Below are 19,679 nucleotides of genomic sequence, written 5' to 3'. Positions count from 1 at the left end.
AAAAAACACCACAGGCAACGCATTTATTAATGCGCACCTGTGGTGTCTATTTTTTAGAAAAAGCGTTTATAGATTGATTAAGGAACCGCTACCTATTAGGTAACGGCATCTTCATTCTTAGCGCGTTTTTCTTCGTTTAAAAACGCATAATTTAGTTTATTTGCTTTACTATCAAGCGTGACAGAAACGGAACCACCGTTGACTAATGTGCCAAATAAAATTTCATTGGCTAATGGTTTTTTCAGATTATCTTGAATAACTCGCGCCATTGGTCTTGCACCCATGGCTTTATCGTAACCTTTTTCACTCAGCCATTGGCGTGCCTCTTGGCTAACTTCAAGTGAAACACCTTTGTCATCTAACTGGACTTGTAGCTCAACAATAAACTTATCAACGACCATAGAAATGATATCTGGTGATAGTGAGTTGAACCAAATAATGCTATCTAAGCGGTTACGGAATTCAGGTGAAAAGGCCTTTTTGATTTCCACCATCGCATCAGTACTGTTATCTTGCTCAGTAAAACCGATAGATTTACGTTGTGTTTCACGAACACCGGCATTAGTTGTCATCACAAGAATAACGTTACGGAAATCAGCTTTTCGGCCGTTATTGTCTGTCAGCGTACCATTATCCATCACTTGTAATAGAATATTAAACACATCAGGATGCGCTTTTTCTATTTCATCAAGTAATACCACTGAATACGGATTTTTAATCACAGCATCAGTGAGTAACCCACCTTGATCAAAACCAACATAACCAGGAGGCGCACCAATTAAGCGACTTACCGTATGCCTTTCCATATATTCAGACATATCAAAACGAAGTAACTTAACATTCAATGCCTTAGCAAGTTGAACAGTCACTTCTGTTTTACCAACCCCTGTAGGGCCTGCAAATAAGAATGAACCAACAGGTTTATTATCTTGGCCTAAACCAGCACGACTCATTTTGATAGATTCAGATAATGCATTGATAGCTTGGTCTTGACCAAATACCAACATTTTTAGCTGGTTATCTAAATTTTTCAGCATTGATTTATCACTACTAGAAACCGTTTTTTCAGGAATTCTAGCAATTTTTGCTACAACAGATTCAATATCTGAGACATTAATCGTTTTCTTACGTTTACTTGGTGCAATTAAACGAGTTCTCGCGCCAGCTTCATCTATAACATCAATAGCTTTATCTGGTAAATGCCTATCAGTGATGTATTTTACTGATAAATCAACAGCAGCCTGAATCGCTTTATTAGTATAACGGACATCATGATGTGCTTCATATCGTTGACGTAATCCTTTGATAATTAGAACGGTATCATCAACAGAAGGCTCTGAGACATCGATTTTTTGAAAACGGCGAGCGAGTGCTCTGTCTTTCTCAAAAATATGACTAAACTCTTGGTATGTTGTTGATCCTATAACACGGATACGACCGCCAGAAAGCAGAGGCTTAATTAAGTTAGCCGCGTCAACCTGACCACCAGAAGCGGCTCCTGCACCAATAATGGTATGAATTTCATCAATGAATAGTATACTTTTTTCATCTTTTTCTAATGTTTTAAGTAACGCTTTGAAACGTTTCTCAAAGTCACCACGATATTTTGTACCCGCTAATAATGAGCCAATATCTAATGAATAAAGGGTATAGCCTTTCATGACATCAGGCACATCGTTTTTCTCGATGCGCCAAGCGAGGCCTTCAGCGATGGCTGTTTTACCAACACCGGATTCACCCACTAAAAGTGGGTTATTTTTACGACGACGGCAAAGTACTTGAATTGTTCTTTCTAGCTCAGCCTGACGCCCAATTAATGGGTCAATTTTACCTTGGCGAGCAAGTTGATTCAGGTTTGTCGTAAAGTTATCAATATGATCTTCGCCTTGGACCATCTCTTGTTGAGATTGTCCATTTATATCACCCATATCAGAAGCGTCATCATTTGACTGTTCGTCTTTTAAAATACCGTGAGAAATAAAATTAACAACATCAAGACGACTCACATCATGTTTACGTAAAAGATACGCAGCATGAGATTCTTGTTCACTGAAAATAGCGACAAGCACATTGGCACCTGAAACTTCATTTTTGCCTGATGACTGAACATGAAATACCGCACGTTGTAATACTCGTTGAAAACTCAGTGTGGGTTGTGTCTCTCTTTCAATATTCTCAGGTAATATAGGTGTTGTTTTACGAATAAAAACGTCTAACTCTTCGCGTAAGACGGATAAATCGACTTTACAAGCTTCCAATGCTTCGCGCGCTGACTTATTGCTCAATAGCGCTAGCAACAGGTGCTCTACAGTCATAAATTCGTGTCTGTTATCACGGGCTTTAGCAAATGCTACATTAAGACTCAGCTCTAATTCGTGATTAAGCATAAGCACCTCCTCCTTAAAAGACTTATCGGACTATGCTTTTTCAAGAGTACACAATAGTGGATGTCCATTTTCTCTTGCGTAAAGATTCACTTGTGTTACTTTTGTTTCAGCAATATCCGCACTGTAAACCCCACAAACTCCCTTTCCCTTATGATGAACGTCCAACATAATCTGAGTGGCCTTTTCCTCATTTAGGAAAAAATACATCGTTAATACTTCTACAACAAAATCCATAGGAGTGTAATCGTCATTATTCAAGATCACCTTATACATCGGCGGTGGCTCATTTAATTGGCTGACTTTATCCTCTAACGTGGTTTCTGTTAAAAAATCAAACTGACCCATTATTTTGCATTACTCATCGGTTTGTTAAACGTCTTCATCGATTATGACATTTAGTTTACCATCTCATAGGAAAGAGTGCCTATCAATGGTTTTTTATTCCCGTTTTTTACACAGAAATAAATAACAAAGCGTTAGCTACATCAAAATTTTATCTTACCAAAACACTTTCTCTTTGTTTATCTACTTGACGATTCAAACAATACGTTAGAGTATATTTTATGAACAACTCAGTAAATATACTGATGGTAATGCTAAATAGAGACAGGTATATAAGAGAAGCTAAGTATGGAAACAGGTACAGTTAAGTGGTTCAACAACGCGAAAGGCTTTGGTTTTATTACCCCAATTGAAGGTGGCGAAGATGTGTTTGCTCATCATTCATCCATTAGGATGGAAGGCTATCGCACACTAAAAGCGGGGCAAAAAGTCAGTTATAGCACTATAAAAGGCCCTAAAGGCGATCATGCTGAGGTAATCATTCCGATTATTGAACAAAATGAGTAAATACAGCACGAACCTTCTTTATTTAAACGCTGATTATAAAAGTTTATCTCTCTTTTTGATCATTTACGCGCCTCATTCATTCCAATAACACAACACGATTATTGTCATGTTCATGGAATGAAGTGAGGGCTTTTACTTCTTATTTCAAGTCACATTGTCAATAAAACAATATTACTCTCGCGCTAAGGCATCAATAGGATTCATTTTAGCTGCACTTCTTGCAGGTAAAAATCCGAAAATAACACCAATGGCAGTAGAACACGCAAAAGCACTAACTAAAGCTATTGGATGAAAGACAAAATTCCAATTTGGTAGCATATAACTTGCAATCATTGCTAAACCAAATGAGAGAGCAATACCTAAAACGCCCCCTACTAAACATACCAAAACAGACTCGATAAGGAATTGTTGCATAACATCACTTGCTCTTGCACCCACGGCCATCCTAATACCAATTTCTCTTGTTCTTTCAGTTACAGATACCAGCATAATATTCATTACACCAATACCACCAACAATCAGAGAAATAACAGCAACTAAAGTTAAGAATAGTTGCATTGTTTGTGTCGTTTTTTCGGCGGCTTTGACAAAACTATCAATGTTAAAAGTAAATACATCTTTCTTGCCATGCCTAATAGTAAGCAGGCGAATAATTTGCTGTTCTGCAATAGAAGAATCATACCCTTCTTTCGCTTTTACTGTGATGCTATCAAGATATGGGCGATTTAATATACGACTATTGAGCGTACTATAAGGTATCCACACTCTTAGTGATTTGCTATTACCAAAGGCTGATTTTTGTTGCTTCACAACACCAATAATTGTCGAAGGAATGTTACGAATAATAATTTCCTCACCAATTACGTTTTTTTAGTAGGAAAAAAGCGATTTTTGGTATTTTCATCTATAACCACAACTTGCGATTGTCGATGGATCATATCAGGTGAAAATGTTCGACCTTGAGCAAATTTCATAGCATAAACACGAAAATAATCATCACTAACACCATAAATAATAGCTGGTGAATCTTGGTTGCCAAGTCTTAAGCGTGTACTAAATTGTACATCTGGCGTCACAGCATCAATATAAGGCTGTTTTTTAAGTGCATATACATCTTGAATGGTGAGCGCTTGTCTATCTTCAGGTGAATCACTTCCGATATCTTTACCTGGATAAATATCAATGGTATTAGTGCCTATTGCTTTGATATCTGACAGCACCATGCTTTTTGCGGCATCACCAATAACAATAATAGTAACCACAGAAGCAATACCTATAATAATGCCCAGCATAGTAAGCAATGTGCGCGTTTTATTCACGACCATTGCTCGCCAAGCCATATCAAGTGCTTGTGTAAAACGCCCTATTATTTGGCCAACGTAAGAAGAGGAAGATGCCTCTTTTTTTTCATTACGTGGCTTGTGTATCGTTGATTGATGGTGATTATCATTAATTATTTCACCATCTTTAATTTCAATAATGCGATCAGCTTGCTGAGCAATTAATGGATCATGAGTTACGATAATAACCGTGTGACCTTGTTCATTTAATTGCTTAAGAATAGCCATGACTTCTTTACCAGAATGACTATCTAATGCACCTGTTGGCTCATCAGCAAGAATAACTTCACCACCATTCATTAGAGCCCTAGCAATACTGACACGTTGCTGTTGCCCACCTGAAAGTTGACTAGGTCGATAATCAACACGCTCACCCAATCCTAAGCGTGTTAATAATTGGCGAGCACGTTCTTTACGCTCACCTTTGTTTTTATCTGCATAAATTGCTGGAATTTCAACATTTTGTTCAGCAGTTAAATGCGTCATCAGATGGTAGCGTTGGAAAATAAAGCCAAAGTGCTCACGACGTAGCGCCGCAAGTTGGTCACTTTCCATTTTTGCAATATTTTGGCCTGCAACTTTGTATTCACCACTGCTTGGTTTATCTAAACACCCTAAAATATTCATAAGTGTAGATTTACCAGAGCCTGATGCACCGATAATAGCGACCATCTCACCCGCATTAATGCTTAATGAGACTTTATTAAGAACAATTGTTTCTTCTTCACCATTGCTATAAGCACGACTGACGTTATTTAGTTCCAATAATGCAGACATTATGACTCCTCTATCTCACCGAGGATTACGTTATCATTTTCATTTAATCCACTAAGCACTTCAGCTGAAACATCAGTACGTATACCAATTTTAACAGTGCGCTTCTCTGGTTTGCCATTCACTAAAACGTCGACATTATATTCGTTAACTCCCACCTCTTCACCTAATGCAGAAAGTGGCACCAGTAAGATATTTTTTTTGTTTTCAACTAAAATTTTTACTTGGGCTGTCATTTGTAAGCGTAATAAATGTTGATCATTAGGAACTTCAAAACGTGCATAGTAAAAAATGGCATCATTAATTTTTTCAGGCTTTGGCAAAATGTCTTTTAATTTACCGTTAAACGCTTTATCAGGCGCACCTAATACAGTAAAGGAGGCACTTAAATCAGGTTTTAAATAAATAACGTCAGCTTCTGACACTTCCGCTTTTACCAACATCGTATCTAAATCAGCGAGTGTAAGAATGGTGGGTGCTTCTTGCGCCGCAATCACGGTTTGACCTTCTAACGTTTTGATAAAAGTCACAACACCATCCATAGGTGCCGTAATACGCGTGTATTGTAGATTTGTTTTTGCCGTATCTAATGAAGCACTATTTTTCTTAATTTGTGCTTCATAGGTAGCAACACGCGCACTTTTTACATCCACTTCTGTTTTAGCGCGATCAAGCTCATCTTGTGATATCACACGGGAACTAATCAACTTTAATTGACGTTGATAAGTTAATTGAGCCAAATGCAATTCCGCTTTCGCCTGTCGTAAATTGGCATTTAGCTCATTATTTGTTTCTTGAAATTCAGTCACATCATTTTGTGCTTTTTTAGGATCAATAATCGCTAATAAATCACCTTTTTTGACTACATCGCCTTCTTTCACAAAAAGAGTTTGTAACTGGCCACTGACCTGAGCACCAACATCAACTTGTCTTACTGCATCCAATTTACCTGTAGCAGAAACTTCTTTAGAAAGTTCACCACGTGTAATGGTTTGTGTTTGATAAGTGGGTAGTTTTTCTTTAGGCCAGAAAAAATAGGTTGCAACAACAGCAACAATTAAAATAAGGGCAACAACCTTCCCTCGCTTTTTTAAAGGAAAAAAAGCCATGAAACATCCTTCTTATATTAATATTAAACACATTGAAAAATTTATACATGCTGTCGTTATAAAAACAATTTTTCATCCTTATAACGACAGATTGATAAGATTCAAACTAAGCACTCTCTGATTTAAAGCGTATTTTGTTAAGGTTTAATTAGCTTTACCTCTTGCTAGCCAAGCAACTCGAGAAAACATGCTTTTTAGCAAAGAAGGGATAGCGTCGACGCCTCGTTTAGCCGCATTATTTGCGACGGTTAGTGCAAGATCGGGTTTTGAAGAACGCTGAATGGCTTTGATAATCACTCGACGAGTTGGCCATTTCTCATTATCAGGAATACCTGCCACTTCATGATAAACATGGCGAAAACCTTCTTTATAAAGAAAATGTTCCATATCGACCGCAGGTAAGCGCGTAAGTCTATCTCTTTGCGCATCATTTCGCTTTGTCGCGAATTCTTTCACTGTCGCGGCATATTTCTTACCTGCTTCATCGCCATCAACTAAGGTATGCCATTCTATGCCCATTAATGTGGCATACTTTAATAGTGGCTTAAGACCACATTGGGCGAACTCAATCACTTTTACGCCTTCAGCTTCAAAAAAATAGCTACATTGTCTTGCTAATTCATTCATTAACCAGATTTCTGTCTCACCTTCAACTAATAGCCAGCAACGAGCAAAAAGTGCTGAGGGACGATTATAACGAATATGAAAAGAAATTCGTCGCTCTTCATCAGCATGAAGTTGTCTTTCACCAATGCGGTAAGCGGCGACTTTATCGGTATCTCGGACTAAACGACAAACACTTTGTAATGGTGCTAAGGACAATAATTCGCCGGAATTCGTTGTAGTAATGCGTTGTAGTGAGAAAAGATTTAATAATCCCCATGCAACAGAAAGCATAATAGGATGTAATCGTGTTTCTGGGTTTTCAACAATCACAATCGGTCTAGCATACCTATCAAGCGCCACACTACCACGAGATTGTAAAATCGAAGAAAACATACCCAAAATAATTAAACGAATATTACGCTGATTAGGTTTTGCGAGCACTTTATTTATATTCTCTAGTGCATTCCAACCACGAAGATGAGGTTCATTCGTTTTATGTTTATGATGATGTGATTTAAACAGCAAAGCCCCACTATTGGCAAAATAGTGACTTAATAGTTGCTCCATTGCTTCTAACCCTTCACGTAAATCAGCATCTGATAATTCATTTGGGTTATTGACTAAGGCTTCAGTTAGATCACTCATTCTGCTATTAAAAGCTTCACGATAGGGCTTATTTTTAGGCTCAATCACTTCTGTTGTGAGATTACGAATAAAGCGTGCATCTTGTAAGCGTAATACAGGATAAAGCCGTACAATTTCAGCAATAATTTCTTGAGTTTGCCCATTAGGCAAACGAATTTGCTTACCTTCTTTATCAAGGAAATATCGAAATGTTTTCACATTTTGCTGTTCATCTAACTCTGCACTAATTCGGTAATAGATGTGCTTTAATTCATCGCCATTTTCAACCCAGATAGGGGCTAATTTTTGAAAGCGAAAAGAGTGATGGCGACCAGGACGAGATTCAGTAAAGGTTAGAATGATTTGTAGATTTTTTTTGCTGTTTTCAGGCTCGTTAGGCAAACGATGAAAATCATCAGCAGTAAAATTATATTGGTAAGTATCAACACCTAAACATAATGTTAACGCATCAAGTAATGACGTTTTACCCCATGCATTCTCACCAACTAAAACGGTATTCATATCAAGGGGTAATGAGAGACGGTTAAGCCCTCGAAACCCTGCTATCTCCACTCTTTCTAAATACATAAGTTCCCTCGTTGATGATGAATAAGGCGCTAATTTATGTTTTTCTCTTAAATACTCAACTTAATCAATTGATAATTTAGCTTAATCATATTTTCTATTAAATCATAGTTGATGATAACCGTAAGAAAATTTACGCAACTATGCGATATATCATTAACACATTTATTTTAAAGTGGTTTAGGTTACTAATTTCTAATCGTGCTAAACTTTTTCTTTTTCCAATAAATATTTTCAACTTATCTTCATTTCGATATCTACAATATCATTAGTAAATGTTATATTGAGCCTTCTGTTATTAGTATATTTTATAATTTTTGAAAACACTCAGTAAGGAATAGACATGCTGTCAGGGTTATTGATTATCCTACTTCCTCTTTTTGTGGGATATTTGATTAAGTTAAATAATCTCCCATTACTTAAGATTGCAAATCGCCTACTCAGTGCGATGGTCTACGTTATCTTATTTTTAATGGGTGTTAGCTTAGCCATGTTAGATAATATTGGTGAAAATCTCGTTTCTATCCTGTTTTATGCCAGTGTTTTCTTTTTTTGTACCTTTGGTGCTAATTTATTATGTTTATGGCTACTTGATAAAAAAGATCCATGGCATGTGCCTGCCCATAAGCAATCTAAACCACCATCACGCATAAAAATGGTGCTTGAATCCTTACAATTATGTGGTGTTGTCGTTATCGGCTTTTTTGTTGGGTTAACACAATGGCCTATTTTCCACTATGCTTCTCATGCAAGCCAAGGTGCATTAATTTTCTTACTTTGGCTGGTTGGCTTACAACTGCGTAATAGTGGTATGAGCCCAAAACAAATTTTAATTAATCGACGAGGCACTACGGTTGCCATTGTGATGGGTGTCAGTGCTCTGGCGGGTGGTGTTTTAGCTGCATATATATTAGGTCTTCCAACTAAAATGGGACTTGCTATCGCTTCTGGTTATGGTTGGTATTCATTATCAGGGATTGTATTAACTGATGCATTTGGTCCTGTTATCGGGAGTACCGCCTTTTTTAATGACTTAATGCGAGAACTTGCGGCCATTATGCTTATTCCTATTATTGTGAATAGGTATAGAAATACAGCATTAGGTATTTGTGGTTCAACTTCAATGGATTTTACATTACCCGTTTTACAACGTAGTGGCGGTGTTGCGATTATTCCTGCTGCCATCGTGCATGGTTTTGTTTTAAGTTTGATCACGCCAATTTTGATGGCGTTCTTTACTTCATAAATAAATCAGTAACAATAAAATGATTACGTCTATTATAGTGGGATAACAATGAATCAACAGCGTATATTAGTACTTGGTGCAAGTGGGCATATTGGTCAAAATCTTATTCCTGCGCTAATACAACAAGGACATCATGTCACAGCGGGTGCTCGTCGTATCGATTGGATGATGTCTCAAGGTTGGGAAAATACACGTTGTGTTTTTGTTGACTTACATAATCCTGAGACACTAAAAGAAGTCATGAATAATACAGATATTGTTTATTACCTCGTTCATGGAATGGGTGATCCTCATAATCTGGTTGAAAAAGAACGCCAAGCTGCCATTAATGTCGTGAATGCATTAGAAGGCACTGACGTTAAACAGATTGTTTTTTTAAGCGCGTTACAGCATAAAACTGAACAATATTCTCCTCATCTTATTGCGAGAAAATTAACAGGGGAAGTGTTGCGCGCAAGCTCAATACCTGTCACCGAAATTCGTGCATCAATGATAGTGGGTCCTGGCTCGGCGGCTTTCGAGATTATGTGTGATATGGTGTATAACCTACCAATATTAACGCCACCACGTTGGGTACGTTCTAAATCATCCCCCATTGCTCTGAAAAATTTAATTTACTATTTAACTGAAATTATTAATCACCCTACTAATCAGCATCGTATTTTTGATGCTGGTGGTCCCGAATATGTCAGTTATCAAAATCTTTTTGAACGCTTTATCAAAATTTCTGGTAAAAAACGCCTTTTGATCCCACTTCCTATTCCTGGTAGTTTGATCTCAGCTGGCTTTATTAGCATGATAACCTCTGTACCAACATCTATTGCTAAAGAGCTTATTCAAGGTCTTAAATACGATTTACCTGCAAATGATGAACGTTTACGTAAATTAATTCCTCAAACACTCATTTCTTTTGATGATGCAGTGAGAGAAACGTTAGATGGGGAAAAAACAGCATTAGATAACCAAGATTGGGGCTACGATCCTGTTGTACGCAATCGCTGGAAACCGGGTTATGGTTATTATCCTAAAAACGCAGGTTACACTCTATCAACGCCAGCAAGCGCAGAAGCACTTTGGCATACCATCCAACAAATAGGTGGAGAACAAGGCTATTTTTATGCTAACGGCCTTTGGAAAACGCGCGCAATTATGGATGACATATTAGGTAATAAAGTAATTTATGGTCGTCCATCTCGTGAGACATTAGCGCTTGGCGATATGATTGATGGCTGGCGAGTCATTAAACTTGAGCCACAAAAGCAACTCACACTACTATTTGGTATGAAAGCGCCAGGTTTAGGACGACTTTCCTTTACTATTCATGATAGTGGTAACCTGCGATCACTGGATGTTAGAGCATGGTGGCATCCTGCAGGCTTTAGCGGATTATTATATTGGTTTGCCATGATGCCAGCTCACTTATTTATTTTTAAAGGTATGGCAAAAGCGATAAGCTCAACCGCTTTTAAATTGGATAAAAATTCACCCAAAAATAATGAATAGTCATTATAAACAGTTTTAACTGTAAAAAATTACTTTTTTATGCAGTTTAAGTTGCATAATTATTCTGACCGTTTTATTATTTGAATCAGTTAATGACTATTCAAAAAAATCGCATGAGTATTCAATTAAAAAATATAAATTGTTTCTACGGTTCGCACCAAGCACTCTATGATATCAATCTTGAGTGCTCTGCTGGTGAAACAATGGTCTTATTAGGACCAAGCGGTGCGGGTAAGAGCTCTTTAATGCGAGTTCTTAATTTATTAGAAATGCCTCGCTCTGGTGAGTTAGACATTGCTGGTTTGCATTTTGATTTTAATCAGCAACCTAACGCCAAAGCTATCCGTAATTTACGCCAAAATGTTGGCATGGTATTTCAGCAATATAATTTGTGGCCACACTTAACGGTTCTTGATAATTTAATTGAAGCGCCTTGCCGTGTATTAGGTTTATCAAAACCACAAGCAAAAGAAAAAGCCATGAAATTACTTGAACGTTTACGTTTAAGCGATTATGCAGGACGTTTTCCGTTGCACTTATCTGGAGGCCAGCAACAGCGTGTTGCTATAGCCAGAGCGTTAATGATGGAACCTCAAGTTCTCTTATTTGATGAACCAACAGCAGCATTAGATCCAGAAATAACAGCTCAAGTAGTCGATATAATTAAAGAGCTTTCAGCGACAGGTATTACACAAGTGATTGTAACTCATGAAGTTGAAATAGCGCGTAAAGCAGCAAGCAAAGTTGTCTATATGGAAAACGGTCGTATTATAGAGCAAGGTGATAGCCATCATTTCATCGCTCCGCAAACGCAAGCTTTTGCTAATTATTTGTCACACTAAATCTAAAACGGGATCTGACAATGAAAAAAATCGTATTTGCAGCACTTCTAGCAAGCGTCACTCTTTATGCAACCGCAGCTGAAAAAGAAACTATCCGTTTTGCTACTGAAGCAACTTATCCCCCATTTGAAATGGTCGATGCTAATAACCAAATTGTCGGATTTGACGTCGATCTCGCCAATGCTATGTGCGAAAAAATTAAAGCAGAATGTACTTTTACTAACCAATCATTCGACAGCTTAATTCCTAGCTTAAAATATCGTCGTTTTGAAGCGTTGATGGCTGGTATTGATATTACGCCTGAGCGCCAAAAACAAGTTGATTTTACTGACTCTTATTACGATAACTCCGCTGTATTTATTACAGTTGCAGATAAAATTTCCGATGTTGCTGATTTAAAAGGTAAGCAAATTGGTGTACAAAACGGTACAACGCATCAGAAATATATTAACGAACAACATAAGGACATGAAAACAGTACCTTATGATAGCTATCAAAATGCGGTATTAGATCTGAAAAATGGTCGTATTCAAGGCATTTTCGGTGATACTGCCGTGGTAAATGAGTGGCTGAAAAAGAATCCTGAACTAAGTGTGGTTGGTGAACGTATTACCGATCCTAACTACTTTGGAACTGGTCTTGCTATTGCAGTAAGAAAAGGTAATACAAATTTACAAGATAAATTAAATAAAGCATTAGCAGAAGTAAAAGCTGATGGCACTTATGATGTTATCTATAAAAAATGGTTTGAATAACGATATTTCAATAACAATAATAGTTTACTAGATGAATGAAATAACAACTCTAGCAAGTGCTGCCGTAACCACGGTTTCACTTGCTATTTCAGCGCTAATTATTGGTTTAATCCTTGCTATGATTTTTACAGCTTGGGAATCTGCGCGATGGAAAGCCTTTGCTTTTCTAGGAACATGCTGGGTAACACTAATAAGAGGACTACCAGAAATGCTGGTGGTTCTTTTTGTCTATTATGGCACTTTACAAGGTGTCATGATGCTGATGGATGGCATTGAAATAGGCTCGTTCACACTTCAAATTGATTTAGGTGATACTGAATCACTGCCTTTCTATTGTGGTGTTATTGCTCTTTCCTTACTTTATGCCTCTTATGCTTCACAAACATTACGTGGTGCACTAAAAGCTATACCCGCAGGGCAATGGGAAGCTGGACAAGCATTAGGTATGGGACGCTTAACAATATTTTTCCGTTTTATCATGCCTCAAATGTGGCGACATGCTTTACCGGGATTAGGTAATCAATGGCTTGTCTTACTTAAAGATACTGCACTCGTTTCTTTAATTAGCGTGAATGATTTAATGTTACAGACTCAAAGTATTGCTAATAGAACTCAAGAGCCCTTCACTTGGTATAGTATTGTCGCGCTGATATACTTAGCGATAACCTTAATCAGCCAATATATCCTGAAACGGTTGGAAATGAGAACAACTCGCTTTGAAAGGGAAAACTCATAATGTGGGATTATATTGTTGATATATTACCAGGTTTACCAACAAGCTTATCATTAACTTTTGTTGCTTTATTGGTTGCCTTTACTTTATCGGTATTAATGACATTTATATTGGCGTTAAAAACGCCAATTATTACGCCAATTGTAAAAGCTTATATCACTCTATTTACGGGCACGCCTTTATTAGTGCAGTTTTTCTTAGTCTATTATGGACCAGGTCAATTTCCTTCATTACAACAATATCCACTAATTTGGGAATTACTATCAACACCTTGGTTCTGTGCAATGGTAACACTAGCTCTTAATAGTGCAGCTTATTCAACATTACTTTTTTATGGTGCAGTAAGAGCAATACCGTCAGGGCAATGGCAATCTTGCCAAGCATTAGGTATGTCCTCATTACAAACTGCCAGAGTAATTTTACCTTATGCATTTAAACGCGCCTTATCCTCATATTCAAATGAAGTTGTGCTTATTTTTAAAAGTACATCATTAGCAAGCACAATCACCTTACTTGAATTAACGGGATATAGCCGACAAGTATTTGGTCAAAGTTATGATGTTATGGTTTTTGTCGCTGCGGGAATTATTTATTTATGTGTAAATGGTTTACTCACACTGCTTATGCGATTAATAGAGAAAAAAGCCCTCGCCTTTGAATATAGAGACTAAGAATAAACGCTTAATTTAGTTTCTTCTTAGAGAAGAAAAAAATAATACGTATATTGTTCTAGTATTAATAAAAAAGACCCCACATTAACATTTAATATGGGGTCTTTTTTGTATCACTTATTTAGATAGTCGTTATTTTATTTGCATGACTTATCATCAAAATATATCTAGCAAGTCACCCTATAAATTTAGATAGATTCAATCTTAGAATACACCATCTCTTCTTTTTTACTTGCTCGATAGGCATTCCACGCTAACAAGCAGCCAATTAACATCACTATTGATAATGCTAATTTAGGCTCTATGGGTGAAGCTAAAGCAATAAGCCCTAAGCTCGCACCACCTGCCATTTGAATAAAGCCCACTAAAGCAGAAGCAATTCCTGCTTTATCTGAATAAGGTTCGAGTGCATAGCTGGTTACAGGCCCCATAATAAAAGCAAGACCGGCACAAGCACTTGCAACAGGAAGCATATAAACCAACCAATGAGACTGTATTTGTGTTGGAATTAAGACGACACCTAATATTAAACCAAGGCATCCTAATCCCATTAATACCCCCCTATAATCAAACAAATAGGCCTACCCACTCGATGAATGATTCTATTTGCGAAAAAGCTAACAAACATTATCCAAAAGCCATTTATACCAAAGACAATAGAAAATTTGAGTGATGATAAACCTGCCTCATGCATTAACACTACGGGTGAAAATGAAACATAGGTTAATGCCATTCCCATAGTACCTGCATTCACTAAAGCAAAGGTTAAAAATCGTTTACTGCATAAAATCCCAATATAGGTTTTATGTAATTTTTCATTATGTGGCTTTATATTTTCAGGTTTAGTTTCTGGAAGATAGACCGCAATCAGGACTAAAATAAGTAAAGAGTATAAAATAAGGAAACCAAAAGGCGCTCTCCATCCCCAATATTCTGCAAGTAAACCACCTAATAATGGTGCCAATGCCGGAATAATATTCAATGTGCCATTTAAAAATCCGAAAACACGAGCAGATTCATTACCATTAAAACAGTCGCGAACACAGGTAAATGCAACAACAGAAGTACAGCACACTGCGGTGGCTTGTAATAACCGTGAAAGAATAAATAACGAAGGATTGATTGATAACGTGGCAATAATTGAACCTAAAATATAAATGACTATTCCCACTAGTGCCACAGGTTTACGACCAAACTTATCAACCAACGGTCCAGAAATAAGCTGACCTACACCTAAGACTAAAATAAATAGCCCTATCGTTGATTGAATTAATGACTCACTGCTTCCTAAGCCTTTTGCTATTTCAGGTATTGTAGGTAAATATAAATCAATACCTAATGGCCCTAATAACACCATAATGAGCAATAACGCTTTTAAACTTCGCATAAATAAAATGTCCGTGAAATAAAAGAGAAAGTTACCGCAATAGATAAAACCACTTTTTTCATAAAAGAAAAACGCCCGATGACATACACCGAGCGTAATATTTATTTAGATATTATCATTGATTACTTATATTGTAATAACTTTCTTAACTATCTTGCAACACAAGTAACGTCAGCACTTCATAATGCGAGGTATGAGGAAACATATCAAATAGCTGTGTTCTATCAATATGATAATGAGAAAGTAGCGCAATATCCTTTGCCATAGTTTGCGCATTACAGCTCGAATAAAGAATATAGCGAGGTCTCATTTTATTTAGATATTGGCATAGCGTCTCACCAATCCCTCTTCTTGGTGGATTAACCAGCACTAATTCAGGAACAGATTCTTTAGTAACAGCATAGCGCGTTGAATCTAGCGCTTGAAACTCGACCTTCTCTAGCGCGAGTTCTCTTGCTGATAAACGCGCACATTCTATTGCTTCTGGACTAATTTCTATGCCGGTTAATTGTGTCGTTTTATCAGCGCAATGTAACCCAAAGCCCCCAGAGCCACAAAATAAATCCCATAGGCGTGTAATATGTAATTCTCTTACCCAACGCCCTGCTGTTGCATAGAGTTTTGTGGCAACATGAGGATTGGTTTGAAAGAATCCCCTAGGCCGAATGTGCAAAGGTATTTGATTAAAAGATTCATCTAAAAAGTGTTTTTCTGTCAAAATAATTTCTTGCTCACCTTCAAGAATCGCCATATGTACAGGCTGAATATTGACAGAAATAACAGTCAACAGAGGAAGCTGGGCTTGTAGCCAAGGCAATGCCTTACGTAATTGTTCTACTTTTTTTTCAGAACGCAGGACAAAACGCAACATTAACGAATGATGAAAGCAACTTTCTGTTAGCAGAATAAATTTTAGCTCACCTCGACGACGTTCAATGTTGTAAGGTACTAATCCTGCTTTAGCAATAAACGTTTTAAGAACAGGAAAAACAGTATTAAAAGAGTCTGGATAAAGAGGACATTCACATAAATCAACCGCCTCACCGTCTTTTTGTTTTAAACCTAAAATAGGTTTTTCAACACTGCCACTCACCACCATTTTAGCTTTATTTCTAAACTTTACTTCATGACTTTCAATCGGTACTAATTGATCAAAAAAATAATCTTTTGGGAGTAAATCTAATAAATGATGTTGTTTCTTTTGGATTTGTTCAGAATAAGCAAGAGAAAGCCACTCACAAGAGTGGCAATCACCCGCACTAAATCGTGCGCATTGCATAATTGTATGTAACCGTTTGAATGATTAAAGTAAATTAATGTACAGTGTAAGAAGGATCTGTCGAAATTGTCGTCGCTTCAATTTCTTCTTCGTCTTCATTCTCTTGCTTTTCACCATACAAAAAGCCGTTATTAAATATCTCGCTAACCACATCAGAAGATTGCTCTTCTGCTTTTTGTAAAAAGAGATCAAATTGATTAAGAGACATTCCGGCTGCAATAGGAAATGAATGACAAAAAACCAGCTTTGGTAGGTTTTCATCGCTGATTTCTAAAAATGTTTTAATAAACAAAGAGCTTGCATTTATCTGACTTAAATTTGCCATTAATGGCACGATAGCAGAAGGTTTTAATTCTGCAATAGCCGTAAATACAAGAACATCTTCTAATACATCAATCTTGGCATCAAAAATACCACTGATATATTGGAGATGAGGTAAATGCAACGCCTGACAAGAGTCGCATTCGTAGTAAGCAATCTGTAGTTCATCTAGCCAAGATTTTAGCTGATCTAGATGGGGAGTTACAACAGCGTCCATTAACATAACCTTTACGCGCTAAAAATAGGTGTGCTTTTTTGCATAGATACTATTCTGCCACTTTTTCTAGCATGAAGGCAGTAATAAATAGAAAAACAGCGAAAATTAAGCCAATTTATCGATGGTTTTTCTAGTGAAAAGCCTTATTGAAAATAATAAGTAAAGGTACTACTTTTCTTTATTATTCTTTTTCTTTTTATTATCAATTGCTTTTGAATCAATCCCCAAAAAAGTCAGCCTATAAATAGCTCGCCATACAATATGGATTGCAGCAGGGATCATACAAATTACACCAAATACAACTAATGTTAATTGCCCTGCATAACTCGCAAACCATTCAGGTGAGGTAATATATTGATTGATATATAAATAAGCGGTAACTAATAAAATAATGCCAATTATCTCAATGATCATCACGGCTTTTGGCATATCAGATAGTGTACGCATATCCTGATTTGAAGGTTTTTCCATTGTTTTCTCCCTATATTGCGTTATTACAGCCCTATCTCATGATTCATCAAATTGATATAATTTATTACACTAAAAGGCAATAACTGTTTTTGTTTAGCCGAATAAACAGGCATAGTATTATCCAATAAAGGTTTAAGACAATGCCTGAATTTTATTTTTTAATAAGGAGCTAGTATGTTTGTTGTCATTTTTGGTCGCCCTGGTTGCCCTTTCTGTGTACGTGCAAAACAATTAGCAGAAACTTTGACAGAAAAACGTGATGATTTCTCTTTCAACTATGTTGATATCCAAGCTGAAGGTATCACCAAAGCTGATTTATCTAAAACTGTTGGTAAACCCGTTGAAACTGTTCCTCAAATTTTTATTGATGAGAAGCACATTGGCGGATGTACTGATTTTGAAGCTTATGCTAAAGAGCATTTAGGTATTTATAACTAATTTTCCTATAACGCTAAAATATTGATAAAAATTGATATTTTAGCGTTATCCCTCCGTTATTCTTCTCTTCTTTTTAATCTATTTACTTTTTTAAAAGTTTTTTTTTACTTTTTTTATTAATCCGCGAACTTTCTTTATAAGTTGCAGTCATAATTAGTGCCACTGCTTTTCTTTGATGTCCCCAAATATTGAGGATCCCGATAGTTTCAACCCTTTTGGTGAAATAACTGTCGGGTTTTTTATTGCCTAAAATTTAGTAACACTCACCTTGTAGAGTTACAATAATACGGCGCTCTCCACCATAGTTACGATGTTCTCCTAGATAAATCCCTTGCCATGTCCCTAAATTCAACTCACCTTTTGTTATCGGTATTGTCACGCTTTGCCCTAATAAGCTACTTTTGATATGCGCTGGCATATCATCACTTCCTTCATAATTATGGAGATAATAATCTTCATTCTCTTTTACTGCTTGATTAAAAAAACTCTCAAAATCACGACGAACTGTAGGATCTGCATTTTCATTAATTGTTAATGATGCTGAAGTATGCTGAATAAAAAAATGGGCAAGACCCAGTTTATATTGTTTAAGCTCTGGCAACTGTTGAACAATACCTTGTGTCACGAGGTGAAAACCTCGAGACTTCGCACTAAGAGTAATGCTTTTTTGAAACCACATTATCGTCACCTCAAAAAATAAAAAACACCATAATAAAATAACAAAAATTATTCTTTTTTTTCAATGCAATAAAATAAAAAACAAAAATAATCTGACAAATCTTGAAAAAAAGCACAATTAAATAAGAAAATTACTCTTTACCCGTCTCAATCGCTCATTTACCCTTACCAGTTGCCGATTATGTTTATTACCAGTACAATTTGTATGGAGCCTACTTTGCTCGAGCAACTTAATTTAGCCTTATTCTCGATGATAAATGCAACACCTGCGACATTACCGTTTGAAATCAATGTTGCAACTTTTATTGCTAAGTATCTTGTTTATCTTTTTCCGTTGTCTCTCTTATATTATTGGTTATGGGGAAATGAGCAAAATCTTAACCAGCAAAGAACATTAGTTTGCAAAGCGGCTATCTCTTTGGCAATCGCACTGTCTGTTTCATGGTTGATCGGTGCGATAGCACCTCATGCACGTCCATTTGTTGCACACGTTGGCTATAATTTCTTGTCTCATGAAGCAACACCTTCATTCCCTAGTAATCACGGCACATTCGTATTTGTTATCGCCTTATCTTATCTCTTTTGGCACAAACGCAAACGCATTGGCTATATAATGCTTGCACTCAGCCTTGCTATTGCATGGGCTCGTATTTATCTTGGTGTGCACTGGCCTATTGATATGATTGGGGCATTTTGTGTGGCTCTACTCTCCTGTGCACTAAGCCAAATTGTTTGGCCTCAAGGTGGAGAAAAACTGCAAAAATGGATATTGCAACTTTATCGACTATGTTTTGCTTATCCAATTCGTAAAGGTTGGACAAAAGCGTAACATTTTATAACTAATAAACATCAAAAAAGACCTTA

General features: G+C 36.7%; 17 protein-coding genes and 2 pseudogenes. 9 read left to right on the top strand and 10 right to left on the bottom strand.

All coding sequences use genetic code 11. The features are described 5' to 3' along the window. Nucleotides 1–95: 95 nt before the first annotated feature. Nucleotides 96–2,387: an ATP-dependent Clp protease ATP-binding subunit ClpA gene (gene clpA, locus M983_RS14050; RefSeq protein ID WP_066752198.1), complete on the bottom strand. Its 2,292-nt coding sequence runs from the start codon at nucleotides 2,385–2,387 to the stop codon at nucleotides 96–98. A gap of 30 nt (nucleotides 2,388–2,417) precedes the next feature. Continuing rightward, nucleotides 2,418–2,732, bottom strand: a complete 315-nt coding sequence (clpS, locus tag M983_RS14045; RefSeq protein WP_066752195.1) for an ATP-dependent Clp protease adapter ClpS — start codon at nucleotides 2,730–2,732, stop codon at nucleotides 2,418–2,420. Between the two features lie 285 nt (nucleotides 2,733–3,017). On the opposite strand from clpS, the gene M983_RS14040 reads away from it, so the two are divergent. Continuing rightward, on the top strand, nucleotides 3,018–3,236 hold the full coding sequence (locus M983_RS14040) for a cold shock domain-containing protein (RefSeq protein ID WP_066752192.1): 219 nt from the start codon (nucleotides 3,018–3,020) through the stop codon (nucleotides 3,234–3,236). Nucleotides 3,237–3,407: 171 nt separating this feature from the next. Here the strand turns inward: M983_RS14040 and macB are convergent. The 3 genes and pseudogenes from macB to M983_RS14025 all read right to left on the bottom strand — a co-directional run bounded on the left by macB (nucleotide 3,408) and on the right by M983_RS14025 (nucleotide 8,277). Continuing rightward, nucleotides 3,408–5,353: pseudogene (gene macB / locus M983_RS14035) on the bottom strand (macrolide ABC transporter ATP-binding protein/permease MacB). Then, a complete protein-coding gene (macA, locus tag M983_RS14030) occupies nucleotides 5,353–6,459 on the bottom strand; it encodes a macrolide transporter subunit MacA (protein ID WP_066752190.1) in 1,107 nt (368 codons plus the stop codon). The pseudogene macB and the gene macA overlap by 1 nt, the downstream one beginning before the upstream one ends. Before the next feature lie 144 nt (nucleotides 6,460–6,603). After that, entirely contained in the window at nucleotides 6,604–8,277 is a 1,674-nt protein-coding gene (locus M983_RS14025; protein WP_066752189.1) for an ATP-dependent nuclease, read from the bottom strand. Nucleotides 8,278–8,617: 340 nt separating this feature from the next. On the opposite strand from M983_RS14025, the gene M983_RS14020 reads away from it, so the two are divergent. From M983_RS14020 to artM, 6 genes are all read left to right on the top strand, one after another. Continuing rightward, nucleotides 8,618–9,520, top strand: a complete 903-nt coding sequence (locus M983_RS14020; protein ID WP_066752185.1) for a LysO family transporter — start codon at nucleotides 8,618–8,620, stop codon at nucleotides 9,518–9,520. Between the two features lie 48 nt (nucleotides 9,521–9,568). Further along, a complete protein-coding gene (locus tag M983_RS14015) occupies nucleotides 9,569–11,023 on the top strand; it encodes a DUF2867 domain-containing protein (protein ID WP_066752183.1) in 1,455 nt (484 codons plus the stop codon). A 113-nt stretch (nucleotides 11,024–11,136) separates the two neighbouring features. After that, nucleotides 11,137–11,865 (top strand): arginine ABC transporter ATP-binding protein ArtP, encoded by a 729-nt coding sequence (gene artP, locus M983_RS14010; protein ID WP_066752248.1) that lies wholly within the window; start codon nucleotides 11,137–11,139, stop codon nucleotides 11,863–11,865. A gap of 20 nt (nucleotides 11,866–11,885) precedes the next feature. Further along, nucleotides 11,886–12,620, top strand: a complete 735-nt coding sequence (gene artJ / locus M983_RS14005) for an arginine ABC transporter substrate-binding protein (protein ID WP_066752180.1) — start codon at nucleotides 11,886–11,888, stop codon at nucleotides 12,618–12,620. A 31-nt stretch (nucleotides 12,621–12,651) separates the two neighbouring features. Beyond that, the gene (artQ, locus tag M983_RS14000; RefSeq protein ID WP_066752172.1) at nucleotides 12,652–13,356 is read left to right on the top strand and encodes an arginine ABC transporter permease ArtQ; all 705 of its coding nucleotides are present in this window, start codon (nucleotides 12,652–12,654) and stop codon (nucleotides 13,354–13,356) included. Then, entirely contained in the window at nucleotides 13,356–14,024 is a 669-nt protein-coding gene (artM, locus tag M983_RS13995; protein ID WP_066752169.1) for an arginine ABC transporter permease ArtM, read from the top strand. Before artQ ends, artM begins: the two co-directional genes overlap by 1 nt. Before the next feature lie 188 nt (nucleotides 14,025–14,212). Here artM and M983_RS13990 read toward each other — a convergent pair. From M983_RS13990 to M983_RS13975, 4 genes and pseudogenes are all read right to left on the bottom strand, one after another. Next, a pseudogene (locus M983_RS13990) lies at nucleotides 14,213–15,411 on the bottom strand (multidrug effflux MFS transporter). Nucleotides 15,412–15,556: 145 nt separating this feature from the next. After that, nucleotides 15,557–16,690: a 23S rRNA (uracil(747)-C(5))-methyltransferase RlmC gene (rlmC, locus tag M983_RS13985; protein ID WP_066752166.1), complete on the bottom strand. Its 1,134-nt coding sequence runs from the start codon at nucleotides 16,688–16,690 to the stop codon at nucleotides 15,557–15,559. Between the two features lie 34 nt (nucleotides 16,691–16,724). Beyond that, a complete protein-coding gene (locus M983_RS13980) occupies nucleotides 16,725–17,228 on the bottom strand; it encodes a type III secretion system chaperone family protein (protein WP_066752163.1) in 504 nt (167 codons plus the stop codon). A 168-nt stretch (nucleotides 17,229–17,396) separates the two neighbouring features. Beyond that, nucleotides 17,397–17,699, bottom strand: coding sequence for a YbjC family protein (locus tag M983_RS13975; RefSeq protein WP_066752162.1), 303 nt, complete (start codon nucleotides 17,697–17,699; stop codon nucleotides 17,397–17,399). Nucleotides 17,700–17,873: 174 nt separating this feature from the next. Between M983_RS13975 and M983_RS13970 the strand changes: the two genes are divergently transcribed. Beyond that, nucleotides 17,874–18,137 carry a GrxA family glutaredoxin gene (locus tag M983_RS13970; protein WP_066752160.1) on the top strand — a complete coding sequence of 88 codons (264 nt, stop codon included), beginning with the start codon at nucleotides 17,874–17,876 and terminating at the stop codon, nucleotides 18,135–18,137. A gap of 253 nt (nucleotides 18,138–18,390) precedes the next feature. Here M983_RS13970 and M983_RS13965 read toward each other — a convergent pair whose 3' ends face one another. Further along, entirely contained in the window at nucleotides 18,391–18,816 is a 426-nt protein-coding gene (locus M983_RS13965; RefSeq protein WP_066752159.1) for a secondary thiamine-phosphate synthase enzyme YjbQ, read from the bottom strand. Between the two features lie 216 nt (nucleotides 18,817–19,032). On the opposite strand from M983_RS13965, the gene ybjG reads away from it, so the two are divergent. After that, nucleotides 19,033–19,644, top strand: a complete 612-nt coding sequence (ybjG, locus tag M983_RS13960) for an undecaprenyl-diphosphate phosphatase (RefSeq protein WP_066752158.1) — start codon at nucleotides 19,033–19,035, stop codon at nucleotides 19,642–19,644. Nucleotides 19,645–19,679: the final 35 nt, after the last annotated feature.

Origin of the sequence: Proteus myxofaciens ATCC 19692, from assembly GCF_001654855.1 — a bacterium.
Classification (GTDB): Bacteria; Pseudomonadota; Gammaproteobacteria; order Enterobacterales; family Enterobacteriaceae; genus Proteus; species Proteus myxofaciens.
Note: the sequence above shows the minus strand (reverse complement) of the source record. Positions and strands in the feature narration are given on the sequence as shown.

What these genes read in the sequence shown, in the direction of transcription:
- M983_RS14020 (WP_066752185.1), top strand. Translation starts at nt 8,618, where the DNA reads ATGCTGTCAGGGTTATTGATTATCCTACTTCCTCTTTTTGTGGGATAT.
- macA (WP_066752190.1), bottom strand. Translation starts at nt 6,459, where the DNA reads ATGGCTTTTTTTCCTTTAAAAAAGCGAGGGAAGGTTGTTGCCCTTATT.
- M983_RS13965 (WP_066752159.1), bottom strand. Translation starts at nt 18,816, where the DNA reads ATGTGGTTTCAAAAAAGCATTACTCTTAGTGCGAAGTCTCGAGGTTTT.
- M983_RS13980 (WP_066752163.1), bottom strand. Translation starts at nt 17,228, where the DNA reads ATGGACGCTGTTGTAACTCCCCATCTAGATCAGCTAAAATCTTGGCTA.
- M983_RS14025 (WP_066752189.1), bottom strand. Translation starts at nt 8,277, where the DNA reads ATGTATTTAGAAAGAGTGGAGATAGCAGGGTTTCGAGGGCTTAACCGT.
- M983_RS13975 (WP_066752162.1), bottom strand. Translation starts at nt 17,699, where the DNA reads ATGGAAAAACCTTCAAATCAGGATATGCGTACACTATCTGATATGCCA.
- M983_RS13970 (WP_066752160.1), top strand. Translation starts at nt 17,874, where the DNA reads ATGTTTGTTGTCATTTTTGGTCGCCCTGGTTGCCCTTTCTGTGTACGT.
- M983_RS14040 (WP_066752192.1), top strand. Translation starts at nt 3,018, where the DNA reads ATGGAAACAGGTACAGTTAAGTGGTTCAACAACGCGAAAGGCTTTGGT.
- clpS (WP_066752195.1), bottom strand. Translation starts at nt 2,732, where the DNA reads ATGGGTCAGTTTGATTTTTTAACAGAAACCACGTTAGAGGATAAAGTC.
- artQ (WP_066752172.1), top strand. Translation starts at nt 12,652, where the DNA reads ATGAATGAAATAACAACTCTAGCAAGTGCTGCCGTAACCACGGTTTCA.
- M983_RS14015 (WP_066752183.1), top strand. Translation starts at nt 9,569, where the DNA reads ATGAATCAACAGCGTATATTAGTACTTGGTGCAAGTGGGCATATTGGT.
- artP (WP_066752248.1), top strand. Translation starts at nt 11,137, where the DNA reads ATGAGTATTCAATTAAAAAATATAAATTGTTTCTACGGTTCGCACCAA.
- artJ (WP_066752180.1), top strand. Translation starts at nt 11,886, where the DNA reads ATGAAAAAAATCGTATTTGCAGCACTTCTAGCAAGCGTCACTCTTTAT.
- artM (WP_066752169.1), top strand. Translation starts at nt 13,356, where the DNA reads ATGTGGGATTATATTGTTGATATATTACCAGGTTTACCAACAAGCTTA.
- clpA (WP_066752198.1), bottom strand. Translation starts at nt 2,387, where the DNA reads ATGCTTAATCACGAATTAGAGCTGAGTCTTAATGTAGCATTTGCTAAA.
- rlmC (WP_066752166.1), bottom strand. Translation starts at nt 16,690, where the DNA reads ATGCAATGCGCACGATTTAGTGCGGGTGATTGCCACTCTTGTGAGTGG.